This window comes from Gordonia sp. UBA7599, from assembly GCA_002477755.1.
GTDB lineage: Bacteria > Actinomycetota > Actinomycetes > Mycobacteriales > Mycobacteriaceae > Gordonia.
In genome coordinates, this window is the sequence record DLKD01000160.1 from 1 (window position 1) to 13161 (window position 13161).

Sequence of the window (13161 nt, forward strand, 5' to 3'; positions counted from 1 at the left end):
CACCGTCGCCGATCTGGGAGGGCGAGGACGGCGTCATCGCTTGGCTGCTCGACGGTCCCGATGCCGAATACACCGTCGGGCTGCCTGCGCCCGGTGAGGCCAAGCGGGCCATCCTCGACAGCTACACCAAGGAGCATTCTGCGGAGTACCAGAGCCAGGCACCGATCGACCTCGCCCGCCGGATGCGCGAGCGCGTCGGCAGCACCGACGACGTCGAGTCGATCGTCTTGCACACCTCCAACCACACCCACGTCGTTATCGGCACCGGGTCTGGCGACCCGCAGAAGTTCGACCCGACGGCCAGCCGCGAGACCCTGGACCACTCGGTGATGTACATCTTCGCCGTCGCCCTGCAGGACGGGACGTGGGACCACGTGAGGTCCTATGCACCCGAGCGCGCGCGCCGCCCCGACACCGTCGAACTCTGGCGCAAGATCTCCACGGTGGAGGATCCGGAGTGGACGCGCCGCTACCACAGCGAGGACCCCGACGAGAAGGCCTTCGGTGCCCGCGCGGTCATCACTATGAAGGACGGCACGGTCATCACCGACGAGCTCGCCGTCGCCGACGCCCACCCGCTCGGTGCTCGCCCATTCGCCCGCAAGCAGTACGAGGAGAAGTTCACCACTCTCGCCGACGGGGTCGTCGACCCCGCGGAGCAGCAGCGGTTCCTCGACGCCGCCTCGAGTCTGGCCGATATCGCCGCCGGTGGGTGCAGCGCACTCAACGTCGTCGTCGAGCGGTCGGTGCTGGCCACCGCACCCCAGATCGGCGAGGGGATCTTCTGATGGACCTCTTCTCCTCCGCCGTCACCGACACCGACAAGCGCAAGGCGCTGCGCGCCGGGTTGGACTCCGGTGTCCTGCAGCGCTGGCCGGGTTCCTTCTCCCCACTGTGCTCCAAGCTCATCGAGGACATCGGTTTCGAGGGCGTCTACGTCTCGGGTGCCGTGCTCTCGGCCGACCTGGGCCTGCCCGACATCGGGCTGACCACGTTGACCGAGGTCGCCGCACGCGGCGGCCAGATCGCCCGGGCGACCAACCTCCCGTCGCTCATCGACGCCGACACGGGTTTCGGCGAGCCGATGAGCGCCGCGCGCACCGTCGCGGCGCTCGAGGACGCGGGTCTGTCCGGCTGTCACCTGGAGGACCAGGTCAACCCGAAGCGGTGCGGCCACCTCGACGGTAAGGCCGTGGTCGAGACTGTCGAAATGGTCAAGCGCCTCCGGGCGGCGGTCAGCGGCCGCCGCGACGAGAACTTCGTCATCTGCGCCCGCACCGACGCGCGTGCGATTGAGGGCCTCGACGCCGCGATCGACCGGGCGAAGGCCTACGTCGACGCCGGTGCCGACCTGATCTTCACCGAGGCACTCGCCGACGCCGACGAGTTCGAGAAGTTCCGTGCTGCCGTCGACATCCCGCTGCTGGCCAACATGACCGAGTTCGGCAAATCCGAGCTGCTCACCGCCGCGCAGTTGAGGGACCTCGGTTACAACGCCGTCATCTATCCGGTGACCACGCTGCGCATCGCCATGGGTGCGGTGGAAGCCGGGCTACGCGAGATCTCCGCCGAGGGCACCCAGACCGGCCTCCTCGACGGTATGCAGCACCGTTCGCGACTCTACGAGCTGCTGCGCTACGCCGAGTACAACGACTTCGACACGGCCACTTTCAACTTCACGATTCCAGGAGCGTGAGTCATGACCACTGCGCAAGCACCGCAGATCCGCAAGGGACTGACCGGCGTCATCGTCGACACGACCGCGATCTCCAAGGTCGTCCCGGAGACCAACTCGCTGACCTACCGCGGCTACGCGGTCCAGGACCTCGCCGCGCACTGCAGCTTCGAAGAAGTGGCATACCTGCTCTGGCACGGTGAATTGCCCACGCCGGTGCAACTCCAGCAGTTCACGCAGCGGGAGCGGGCCAACCGCCGACTCGACCGGTCGGCGTCGGCGGTTCTGACTCGTATCCCCGACAACTGCCACCCCATGGACACCTGCCGGACGATGATCAGCTTTCTCGGCACCCAGGATCCCGACGAGGACCTGGCGACACCGGCGTCCAATCTGGAGAAGGCACAGCGGATGTTCGCGGTGCTGCCGACCATCGTCGCCCGCGACATGCGCCGGCGCCGCGGACTGGAGCCGATCGCCCCTCATCACGGGTATGGCTACGCCGAGAACTTCCTCTACATGTGCTTCGGCGAGGTGCCCGACCCGGTGATCGTCGAGGCTTTCGAGCAGTCGTTGATCCTGTACGCCGAGCACAGCTTCAACGCTTCGACCTTTGCCGCGCGTGTGGTCACCTCGACGACCTCGGACATCTACAGCGCGGTCACCGCTGCGATTGGTGCCTTGAAGGGGTCGCTGCACGGCGGTGCGAACGAGGCCGTGATGCACGACATGATCGACATCGACCGCCCGGCGCGGGTCACCGAATGGCTCGACGGCAAGCGGGAGCGCAAGGAGAAGATCATGGGCTTCGGCCACCGGGTCTACAAGAACGGTGATTCGCGGGTGCCGACGATGTATGACGCGTTGGTCCGTGTCTCCGAGCACCTCGGCGAGCACAAATGGCTCGACATCTACACCGAACTCGCCGGGCTGATGGACGAACGCACCGGCATCAAGCCGAACCTCGACTTCCCGACCGGCCCGGCGTACCACCTGATGGGCTTCGACATCGGGTCGTTCACGCCGATCTTCGTGATGGCGCGGACCACCGGTTGGACGGCGCATATCATCGAGCAGACCGCAGACAACGCGTTGATCCGTCCGCTGAGTGCTTACGACGGCCAGCCCCAACGCGCCGTCGGCGCCGGGAGCGCAGCGAGCGGGCCAGAATAAGACAGTCCGCAATTAGCGCAATGAGGGAGTCAGCCCACGTGCACAAAGTCCTGATCGCCAACCGTTCCGAGATCGCCGTGCGCGCCATCCGTGCCTGTCGGGAACTGGGGTTGCAGACCGTCTCGGTCTACCCCTACGAAGACCGCAACTCGCTGCACCGCAACGCCGCTGACGAGTCCTACCAGATCGGGGAGCCCGGACATCCGGTCCGCGCCTACCTCGACGTCGACGGAATCATCGACGTCGCCCGCGAATGCGGCGCCGACGCGGTGTACCCCGGCTACGGGTTCCTCGCGGAGAACGCCGGTCTGGCGCGGGCGTGCGAGCGGGCCGGCCTGACCTTCGTCGGCCCGCCCGCCGAGGTGCTGGATTGGACGGGCAACAAGGCGACCGCCATCGCCACCGCACGTAAGGCCGGGGTCCCGGTTCTGGACTCCACCGACCCGAGTTCGGACCTCGACGCGCTTGCCGAGGAGGGCGGGCAGATGCGGTTCCCGCTGTTCGTCAAGGCGGTCGCCGGCGGCGGCGGGCGCGGCATGCGCCTCGTCGACGATCCGGCGCACCTGCGCGATGCGCTGGCCGCGGCGTCGCGGGAGGCGGCGTCGGCATTCGGCGACGGTACGGTGTTCATCGAGCAGGCGGTGACTTCGCCGCGCCACATCGAGGTGCAGGTGCTCGGTGACAGCGCCGGTAACGTCGTGCACCTCTACGAGCGCGACTGCAGTGTGCAGCGGCGCCACCAGAAGGTCGTTGAGCAGGCACCAGCGCCCGATCTCGACCCGGCGGTACGCGATGCGATGTGCGCCGACGCGGTCGCGTTCGCGCGCGCGATCGGCTACCAGGGAGCCGGCACGGTCGAGTTCCTCCTCGCGCCCGACGGCCACTACGTGTTCATCGAGATGAACCCGCGGATCCAGGTGGAGCACACGGTCACCGAGGAGGTCACCGACATCGACCTGGTGGCCGCACAGCTCCAGGTTGCCGCCGGTGCGACGCTGCCCGAACTGGGCATCACCCAGGACCAGATCGAGCTGCACGGGTTCGCCGTCCAGTGCCGCGTCACCACCGAAGACCCGGCAAACGAGTTCCGTCCCGATACCGGCACCATCACCACCTACCGGTCGCCCGGCGGCGCGGGTGTGCGCATCGACGGCGGGACCTACCTGGGGGCGGAGATCACCGGGTATTTCGACTCGATGCTCGTCAAGGTCACGTGCCGCGGCAAGACCCGCGGCGCGGCACTGACTCGGGCCCGGCGGGCACTGCGCGAGTTCCGCATCGGGGGAGTGTCCACCAACATCGAGTTTCTCCTCTCATTGCTGTCCGACGAGGAGTTCGCGGCCGGAGCGGTGACGACCGGTTTCATCGCCGAGCACCCGGAACTGCTTGTCAACCGCCTCTCCGACGCCCGATGGGCGCGCCTGCTGGAGTTTCTCGCCGATGTCACGATCAACCGGGAGTACGAACGCCCGGCGACGGTCATCCGGCCGCGGGAGAAGCTGGTGGGGCTCGAATTGTCTGCTCCGGAGACGGGCAGTCGTGACCGGCTGCGCGACCTGGGCCCCACCGGATTCGCCAGCGTGCTGCGCAACCAGGATGCGGTGGCGGTCACGGACACGACGTTCCGCGATGCCCACCAGTCGCTGTTGGCAACGAGGCTTCGCAGCAGTGGGCTGGTCCGCGTAGCGCCGTACATCGCCTCACTCACGCCGGAACTGTTCTCGGTCGAGTGCTGGGGCGGCGCGACCTACGACACCGCCCTGCGGTTCTGCAAAGAGGACCCCTGGGATCGGCTCGAGCAGCTGCGCGCAGCCATGCCCACCATCTGCCTGCAGATGCTGCTGCGCGGCGCGAACACGGTCGGCTACACGCCGTACCCGACCATCGTCACCACCTCGTTCGTGGAAGAGGCGGCTCAGACCGGAATCGACATCTTCCGCATCTTCGACGCCCTCAACAGCGTCGATGCCATGCGTCCGGCGATCGACGCGGTGCGGGAGGAGGGGACGACCGTCGCCGAGGTCGCCCTCTGCTACACCGGTGACCTAGCCAACCCGGGCGAGGACCTGTACACCCTCGACTACTACCTGCGGCTGGCCGAGCAGATCGTCGACGCCGGTGCGCACATCTTGGCGATCAAGGACATGGCCGGGTTGCTGCGCCCGCCGGCCGCGGCGACGCTGGTCACCGCGCTCCGCAAGAACTTCGACCTGCCGGTCCACGTGCACACCCACGACACCGCGGGCGGGCAGCTAGCCACCTACCTGGCCGCGGTCCAAGCCGGGGCGGACGCTATTGACGGTGCGAGTGCCCCGCTGTCCGGGTCGACGAGTCAGCCGTCGCTGTCGGCGATCGTCGCCGCCTTCGACGGGACTGATCGCGCCACCGGGCTCGACCTCGACGGCGTGCTCGCGCTCGAGCCGTACTGGGAGGCGCTGCGTAAGGTGTACGCACCGTTCGACGTCGGGCAGCACCCGCCGACCGGCCGTGTCTACCAACATGAGATTCCCGGCGGGCAGCTCTCCAACCTCTACCAACAGGCTGCGGCGCTCGGCTTGGCCGACCGGTTCGAGCTGATCGAGGACGCTTACGCGGGCGCGGACCGCATGCTCGGGCGGCTGGTCAAGGTGACCCCCTCGTCGAAGGTCGTCGGCGACCTGGCGTTGACCCTCGTCGCCAAGGGCGTCACCGCCGACGAGTTCGCCTCCCGTCCCGAGGCATACGACATCCCCGAGTCGGTGATCGGCTTCTTCCGCGGCGAATTGGGTGAGCCGGCCGGTGGCTGGGTCGAGCCGTTGCGCAGCCGCGTGCTCGCCGGCCGCGGGGAGGCGCCGCCGGAAGAACCGGTGAGCGACGACGACAAGGCTGCCCTGGGCCAATCGGGGCACGTCCGGCGGGAGGCGCTGAACCGCCTGCTGTTCCCGGGTCCCACCGCGGGTCTGGCGGCCCATCGGGAGAAGTACGGCGACACTTCGCGGCTGTCGGCCAATGCGTTCCTGTACGGCTTGCGCGCCGGGGTCGAGGAACACGTCGAGCTCGAGCCCGGTGTCGAACGGACCATCGGCCTGGCCGCGGTCAGCGACGTCGACGAGAACGGTGAGCGCACGCTGATGGTCACCGTGAACGGCCAGCTGCGGTCGGTGGTCGTGCGCGATGAGGCGGCTGGAGAGGTCGCGGAGGCCGCGGCGAAGGCCGATCCGCAGAACCCGCGCCACGTCGGTGCGCCGTTCGACGGGGTCGTCGCGATCAAGGTCAGCGTCGGTGACAAGGTGGCCGCCGGCGACCCGATCGGGACCATCGAGGCGATGAAGATGGAATCGACGATCACCGCGCCCCGGGCTGGCACCGTGGCCGCCCTGCCGCTGGGTTCGCAGGCCGACGCCCACGGCGGCGATCTCATCGTCGAATTGGGCTGATCCGAGGGTTTCGGCCCTGATCTGGAAGAATGGTCGACAACGAGAGATACCCGAGCGATCAAAGGACTCCCGTCATGGCTTCATCACCCGCGTCCCGACGTACCCGCGCCGGCCTGTCTGCCTGGGTCGCCGCAGCTGCGCTCGCGGCGACCGTCTTCGTCGCCCCGTCGGCGTCGGCGGCCACGCCGATCGGGCAGCCGGTCGTCGGCGGTGATACCGCCGTCTACGGGACGGGCTGTCGGTATCCGGTCGGCGTCGTGGTCGATCCGCGCACGCCGAAGACGAATGCACCCACCACGTCGGGCAAACCCGCCGACGGACGGGTGCAGGTCGACAAGCCGGTGACGAAGGATCCGAAGGACAAGAAGGACCCGAAAGCCAAGAAGAAGGTCAGCAAGTACGTCTACTTCTGGGACATGCCCGCCGGCGCCAAGCCCGGATCGGGGGATGCGACGCTGATCGCCTGGGCCAAGCCGAATGCGAAGGGTGTCGCCGTCGTCAACTGGACGCCGAAGACTTCGGGGTTCCGCGATGTGTACGTCCGCTACCACAACCGGTGGTCCAAGCCGACGCAGGTGACCGTCGAAGACGCGGTCAGCCTGGGCCGCCTGTGCCTGCTGCGCTTCTGGTGACCTCGGCGGTCTAGCCGATCTCGCCGGTCGCCGCAGTTTTCGGCAGGGCGAGGGCGGAGACGACGGTGGCCGCGCAGGCGACCAGGGAGATCACCACGGCGATCGTGTAGGCGGTGCTGGTGGGGAAGGCCTGGGTGATCGTTCCGTGCCCGGTCGGCAGGTGCAGCGTCGTGACGTACTGCGCAAGCACCATGCCGACGACCGCCGAGGACACCGACGTGCCCAACACCCGCATGAGCGCGTTGACGCCGTTCGCCTCGCCGGTCTGGCGCAACGGGACCGCGCTCATGATCAACGCAGGCATCGCGGCATAGGCGATGCCGATCGCCCCGGACGTGATGCAGCTGATGACAACCATCAGCCACGGGTCAATATGGCGGCCGGCCACCAGCATGGCGAGGAGGATGATGTAACCGGCGGCCATGACGCAGCCACCGGTCACCAGTGAGTGGCGGGCACCGAATCGGGCGGTGATGCGAGCGCCAATGTTGGAACAGGCGAACATCACCAGGCCGCCGGGGGCCAGTAGGAGTCCGGCGGTGGTCATCGACAGCCCGTTGCCGGTGCCCGTGGCCGTCGGTGACATCAGGATCTGGACCGGGATGAGCGTCATCGCGAACATGCTGAATCCGGCCGCCACCGACGCGACATTGGTGAGCGCGACCGTTCGGGTCGCGTTGATCCGCAGGTCGACGAGCGGGTGGTCGCGGTGCCACTGGTAGACGCCCCAGAGCGCGAACACCACGGCCGCGATGGCGAACGAGGAGAGTGTGGTGACTGACGTCCACCCCCACGTCGGGCCCTTGGATAGCGCCAGGAGCAGCGCGGTGAGCGCGACCGATAGCCCGACGGCGCCGAGATAGTCGAAGCCGGCCGACCGGTGGCCGGGTGCTTTGGGGACGATCAGTGCGATCCCGAGCCAGCAGGCGAGGGCGAATCCGGCGGCGACCCAGAAGAGGGCGTGCCAGGTGACCTGGGCGATGACCGCCGCGATCGGCAGGCCCAAGGCGCCGCCGACGCCGAGGGAGGCGCTCATCGCCGCGACCGCTTTGCCCAAGCGCTCAGGCGGGACGCAGTCGCGCATGATGCTGATGCCCAGCGAGATGGTGGCGACGCCGATGCCCTGCAATCCGCGGCCGACGAGGAAGAGTGCCAAGCCGTCGGAGAGCGCACACACCACCGACCCGACGACCACGCCGCCGACGCTGATCAGCAGGACCAGCTTCTTGCCATACATGTCGCCCAGGCGGCCGCCGATCGGCGTGGTGATCGCACCGACGAGCAGCGTCACCGTCAACGCCCATGCGGCGTTGCTGTTGCTGGTTGCCAGGATCTGCGGCAGCGTCGAGATGAGCGGCACGATCATCGTCTGCATCAGGGATACGGCGATGCCCGATGCGCACAGGATCGCGACGATCACGGTGGGGTGGACCGTCCGGCTGGAGGTCGTCGGCGGCACTGGCTACTTCCCATCGGGCGAAGGAGATCACCCGAATGGTTTCGGGCTGCAACCAATTCTACGGTGCCGGCCGCAACCGGCCGACGACCCCCCACGCAGTGCCAGAGCTGCGTGGAGGGCCGTGGGGTCTGTGCTAAGCGTCGACGGCCGCCCGGACCGCCTTCGCCGCGTCGACGAGGTTGCGCAGCGACGCGGCGACCTCGTCGTTGCCGCGGGTCTTCAGCCCGCAGTCCGGGTTCACCCACAACCGGCCCGCCGGCACTGCCTTGAGTGCCGCCCTCAGCGAATCGGTGATCTCGTCGGTCGACGGGACGCGCGGGGAGTGAATGTCGTAGACGCCGGGTCCCACTCCGTTGCGGAAGCCGATCGCATTGAGGTCGTCGAGTATCTCCATCGCCGAGCGGGCGGCCTCGATCGACGTGACGTCGGCATCCAGCTCGGCGATGGCACCGATGACCTCGCCGAACTCCGAGTAACACAGGTGCGTGTGGACCTGGGTGGTGTCGGCCACCCCCGCCGTCGCCAAGCGGAACGCGTCGACGGCCCAGCGCAGGTACTCCGTCTTGTCGACGTCGCGCAGCGGCAGCAGTTCGCGCAACGCGGGCTCGTCGACCTGGATGATGCCGGTACCGGCCTTCTCCAGGTCGATCGTTTCGTCGCGGATCGCTAGTGCGATCTGGTTGGCCGAGTCCTTCTCCGGCTGGTCGTCGCGGACGAACGACCAGGCGAGGATGGTGACCGGACCGGTCAGCATGCCCTTGACCGGCTTGTCGGTCTTCGATTGCGCGTAGGTGGTCCAGTCGACGGTCATCGGCGCCTGCCGCACGACGTCGCCGAAGAGGATCGGAGGGCGCACGCAGCGAGTCCCGTAGGACTGCACCCACCCGTTCTGGGTGGCGAAGAACCCGTCGAGCTGCTCGGCGAAGTACTGCACCATGTCGTTGCGCTCGGGCTCGCCGTGGACGAGGACGTCGAGGCCCAGTTCCTCCTGCAGCGCGATGACGGCATCGACCTCGGCCTGCATCCGGTGGGTGTACTCGGCCGTGTCGATCTCGCCGGTGCGCAGCGCAGCGCGCGCGGTGCGGATCGCCGAAGTCTGCGGGTAGGACCCGATCGTCGTCGTCGGTAGCAGTGGCAGGCCCAGGCGCTCCTGTTGGGCGGCCAGACGGGCGATGCTCGCGCCACGGACCAACTGGTCTTCGGTGACGGCGGCAAGCCGTTCGCGGACAGCGGCAATCCGGACCCGCGGATCGGTCGCCCGTGTCGCCAGTGCTGCCGCGGACGCCTCGAAAGCATCGGCGACGGCGTCGCGCCCACGGTTCAGTGCCGTGGCCAGCACGGCTACCTCGGTGAACTTCTCCGCGGCAAACGCGAGCCATCCGCGCAGAGCATCGTCGAGTTCGGTTTCCGGCTCCAGCGAATACGGCACGTGCAGCGTCGAGCACGACGTCGAGACGGCCACCGCGCGTGCCGAGCCCAACAACGTCCCCAGCGTCGCAAGGGCGGCGTCGAGGTCGGTGCGCCAGATGTTGCGCCCGTTCACGACACCCGCGACGAGGAGCTTGGACTGCAATGCGGGCACCGCGGCCACTGTGTCGGCGCTGCCGTAGACCAGGTCGATGCCGATGCCCTCGACTTCGGTGGCTGCCAGCGCGGCGAGCACGTCGGCACCGGGGTCGCCGAAGTAGGTGTTGACCAGGATCGCCGGGCGCGAAGCAGCACCCGCGAGCCGTCGGTAGACCGACCCGGCAACCTCGGCGGCGGTGGAGATTCCGGCGGCGTTGTCGACGATGTCGGTGCACAGGACCGGCTCATCGATCTGCACCCACTCGGCCCCCGCCGTGGCGAGGTCGCCGAGCAGCTGTTCGTACACGCCGACGGCCTCGTCGATCCGGTCAAAGGGGCTGGTGTCGTCGGTGGACTTTGCAAGCGCCAGGAACGTGATCGGGCCGATCACCACCGGTCGTGCGTCGACGCCGAGGTTCGCCGCCTCAGCGAGTTCGGCGAGCACCTTCGACGCGTCGAGGCGGTAGTCGGTCTGCGCCGACAGCTCGGGAACCAGGTAGTGGTAATTGGTGTCGAACCACTTGGTCATCTCCAGCGGTGCCAGCTCGGCGGTACCGCGCGCGGCGGCGAAGTAGCGGTCGAGATCGTCGTCGACCGAGGCGAAGCGTGGTGCCAGAGCTCCGAGCAAGATGGCCGTGTCGAGCATCTGGTCGTAGTAGCTGAAGGTGTTGACGGGGATCGAGTCGAAACCCGCGTCGCGCAATTGCCGCGCCGTCTCGCCGCGAAGGGATGCCGCGACGGCCTCGAGTGTGGCGCGGTCGCTCTGGCCCTTCCAGTAGCTTTCGACGGCCCGCTTCAATTCGCGGTTCGCACCGATGCGTGCGGTCCCGCAGACCGTGGCGGTGAAATCGGGTGCTTTCGTAGTGGTGTCCGAGGACATTGTTCGTGTTGCTCCTGGTGTGATGCGGAAGGGTTCACCGCCCGACGGACACCGAGGACAACAACGTGACAAGGCCCCGCGACGTCGTCGCGGGGCAGAAACCTGCCAGGTGTCGACCCGTGCGCCCAGATCCTCGAGGCGGTGAGCCACCGGGTACGGCGTACCCGGTACAACTGGCAGGTCTTCGGACTTGTCGGCACGTGGCGCAGTCGCCACTCCTACTGACTGTCGCTTCCCAGGCGCATGCCCAGTGCGTTGACAGTGGTCGTTCCGGTTTACCGCTGCGGGGTCAGTTCCGGATTCACACCGGATTCCCTCTCGTCGCCGTCGGCGTGCACCTACCGTGCGGGTACCGTCAGCGACTCGGCAGACGACTCGCGGGCCAGGGGCTCCTCATACTCGCGGATCGTCGGGACCAATTGCATCTCCAGGCTATCGGAGGACGATGCCTTGGCGCCGGACAGGGCCCGGGCGGCGCCCAGGGCGACGAGGAAGCCGGCCAGTGCCCACCACCCCGTGGTCGTCCCCAGCCCCTGCTTGGCCATCAGCAGGATCGAGACGCCGGCGGTGCAGACGAGGATGCCCATGGCCGTCGAGCGGGCCCCCGTCGCGATGATCGCCGCGTCCCACCACGGCAGGGCGCGGTGCTCGGCGGGGGTGAGTGCGACGAACAGGACCGACATGGCGACGGTGAAAACGGCGGCGCGCAGCATCAGCAACGGCCAGAAGAACGGCTGGGCGGGGTCGTATGCGTCGAGACCGGCGGCGTGGCAGATCAGGATCGCGGCGACGAGCGCCGGGATGTGCCACAGGTACAGCGTCATCGCACCCCCGTTGCCGATGGCGACCCACCGCCACACCCGCGGACGCTGGGCCCACTCGCCGATCCGACGGGCCAGGGCGACGAACAGCAGGCTCATCCACACGCAGTGCAAGCCGAGCAGCAGTGTCGGGGGAGTGACGTTGGACAGGCGCTCGTCGCCGGTGACGACCAGCGACATCTCGTAGGGGCCGACGGCGACGAGGAGCACGTTGAGCACGAGTGCGCCGGCACCGATGAGCAAGGCGGCCGCGGGGGTGATCAGGCGCCGGGCATAGGCCACACCGATGGCTGCGGGGATCAACCAGACGTTCAGGAAGTTCGGTAGGCCGAAGGCCATCGAGTCGAAGTGAATGCGCGCGGCGTCACACACCGCGGTGGCGGCTAGCAGGCCGACGACGAGCAGGCCGAAGGTGCGTCGGGAGGTCAGGCGCACCAGCGCCGGTACGAAGGCCAGGATGACGAGGTAGACGCCGATGAACCAGAGCAGCGCGACGACCTGAGCGCCGAGCCGACTGGCCGCGGTGGGGCCGGCGAAGAGCTGGGTGGCGATGAGCACGAGCGTCCAGGCGCCCAGGTACCAGAACACCGGCCGCGCGAGGCGCTGCGTACGAGTCAGCAACCACACGCCCCACGGCTGGCGATCATCGTCGTCGTGGGACGCCGCCCGATCGAGTCCGTAGGCGGCGGACGCGGCTCCGGCGAGGAAGAACAACGGCATGATCTGCAGGACCCAGGTGAGCGGCTGGATCGTCGGGGCCGCGGCGAGAAGGTTGCCGACCATCAGACCCGACGGGGTGGTCGTTGCGAGGACGAAGGCGCAGTGGCCGAACATGACGACCACGAGGCTGATGATCCGGGCGACGTCGATGGCACGGTCGCGGCCGGCAGGGGTACCGGTGGCGATACGTTCGGCGGAAGGAAACACGGAGAGAGTCATGGCTTCCATCCTGCGGATATGCGGACGCACGGGGATCGGTGGTTCTACTCAGCGGGCATGGGTGATGCAACCATTCGGGCGGCGGATGCGTCTAAGGGATATGACGACGATTCCGATTGATGCAGACGGGGCAATCCGCCGCAGCACGGTGCTGGCACGGGGGATCCACCCCGCAGTTCTCTATCGCGCGGTCGAGGCCGGTGAACTCCAGCGCATCAGCTCGGGGCTGTATGTGCGCGCCGGGACGAAACCGCCGGACGTGCGCCACCGGTTGATGCTCGGTGTCGTCGCCACCTCGCCGAAGGAGGTGCTCAGTCACGAGTCGGCCGCGGTTCTCTACGGCTTGCCGATGTTGCGGCCCGACTTGCGCGAGGTCCACCTGACCGTGCCGCCGACGGCAGAGCGGGTGTACGACGAATTCCGGCGGTGCCATACCGCGATGCTGCCGCCCTGCGACATCGTGGAACTGCGAGGACACTGCGTCACCTCGCTCGAACGCACCGCCGTCGATGTGGCGAGGACCTCGTCGATGGGGTTCGCCGGCGCGCTTGCCGTCTTCGACGCCGCGCTGCGACGAGGCGCGGATGCGGCCGGGCTGGC

9 protein-coding genes and 1 riboswitch are annotated in these 13161 nt (G+C 68.2%); of the genes, 6 read left to right on the forward strand and 3 right to left on the reverse strand.

What is annotated here, in order from left to right; genetic code table 11:
- The 5 genes from B4L26_RS18140 to B4L26_RS18160 all read left to right on the forward strand — a co-directional run.
- A partial coding sequence (locus B4L26_RS18140) for an MmgE/PrpD family protein (RefSeq protein ID WP_414651925.1) occupies positions 1 to 788 on the forward strand: 788 nt, incomplete at its 5' end.
- Positions 788 to 1696 carry a methylisocitrate lyase gene (gene prpB / locus B4L26_RS18145; RefSeq protein WP_290721185.1) on the forward strand — a complete coding sequence of 303 codons (909 nt, stop codon included), beginning with the start codon at positions 788 to 790 and terminating at the stop codon, positions 1694 to 1696. The genes B4L26_RS18140 and prpB, both read left to right, overlap by 1 nt.
- 3 nt (positions 1697 to 1699) lie before the next feature.
- Positions 1700 to 2848 (forward strand): bifunctional 2-methylcitrate synthase/citrate synthase, encoded by a 1149-nt coding sequence (locus tag B4L26_RS18150; RefSeq protein ID WP_290721188.1) that lies wholly within the window; start codon positions 1700 to 1702, stop codon positions 2846 to 2848.
- Positions 2849 to 2868: 20 nt separating this feature from the next.
- A complete protein-coding gene (locus B4L26_RS18155; RefSeq protein WP_290721191.1) occupies positions 2869 to 6264 on the forward strand; it encodes a pyruvate carboxylase in 3396 nt (1131 codons plus the stop codon).
- 74 nt (positions 6265 to 6338) lie between these two features.
- Positions 6339 to 6896 (forward strand): hypothetical protein, encoded by a 558-nt coding sequence (locus B4L26_RS18160; protein WP_290721192.1) that lies wholly within the window; start codon positions 6339 to 6341, stop codon positions 6894 to 6896.
- Positions 6897 to 6906: 10 nt separating this feature from the next.
- Here the strand turns inward: B4L26_RS18160 and B4L26_RS18165 are convergent, their stop codons facing one another.
- The 3 genes from B4L26_RS18165 to B4L26_RS18175 form a co-directional block, all read right to left on the reverse strand.
- Positions 6907 to 8355: an MFS transporter gene (locus tag B4L26_RS18165; protein WP_290721194.1), complete on the reverse strand. Its 1449-nt coding sequence runs from the start codon at positions 8353 to 8355 to the stop codon at positions 6907 to 6909.
- Positions 8356 to 8488: 133 nt separating this feature from the next.
- A complete protein-coding gene (gene metE / locus B4L26_RS18170; RefSeq protein WP_290721196.1) occupies positions 8489 to 10801 on the reverse strand; it encodes a 5-methyltetrahydropteroyltriglutamate--homocysteine S-methyltransferase in 2313 nt (770 codons plus the stop codon).
- Between the two features lie 158 nt (positions 10802 to 10959).
- A riboswitch (cobalamin riboswitch) is annotated at positions 10960 to 11158 on the reverse strand.
- Positions 11140 to 12561 carry an acyltransferase family protein gene (locus tag B4L26_RS18175; protein ID WP_290721198.1) on the reverse strand — a complete coding sequence of 474 codons (1422 nt, stop codon included), beginning with the start codon at positions 12559 to 12561 and terminating at the stop codon, positions 11140 to 11142. Its footprint overlaps the riboswitch before it by 19 nt.
- Here B4L26_RS18175 and B4L26_RS18180 point away from each other — a divergent pair.
- Positions 12560 to 13161, forward strand: a 602-nt coding sequence (locus B4L26_RS18180; protein WP_290721201.1) for a type IV toxin-antitoxin system AbiEi family antitoxin domain-containing protein, incomplete at its 3' end; no start/stop codon positions are given. The genes B4L26_RS18175 and B4L26_RS18180 overlap by 2 nt on opposite strands.

Coding starts and splice junctions, on each gene's coding strand:
- prpB (WP_290721185.1), top strand. CDS start 788: ATGGACCTCTTCTCCTCCGCCGTCACCGACACCGACAAGCGCAAGGCG.
- B4L26_RS18150 (WP_290721188.1), top strand. CDS start 1,700: ATGACCACTGCGCAAGCACCGCAGATCCGCAAGGGACTGACCGGCGTC.
- B4L26_RS18155 (WP_290721191.1), top strand. CDS start 2,869: ATGAGGGAGTCAGCCCACGTGCACAAAGTCCTGATCGCCAACCGTTCC.
- B4L26_RS18160 (WP_290721192.1), top strand. CDS start 6,339: ATGGCTTCATCACCCGCGTCCCGACGTACCCGCGCCGGCCTGTCTGCC.
- metE (WP_290721196.1), bottom strand. CDS start 10,801: ATGTCCTCGGACACCACTACGAAAGCACCCGATTTCACCGCCACGGTC.
- B4L26_RS18175 (WP_290721198.1), bottom strand. CDS start 12,561: ATGACTCTCTCCGTGTTTCCTTCCGCCGAACGTATCGCCACCGGTACC.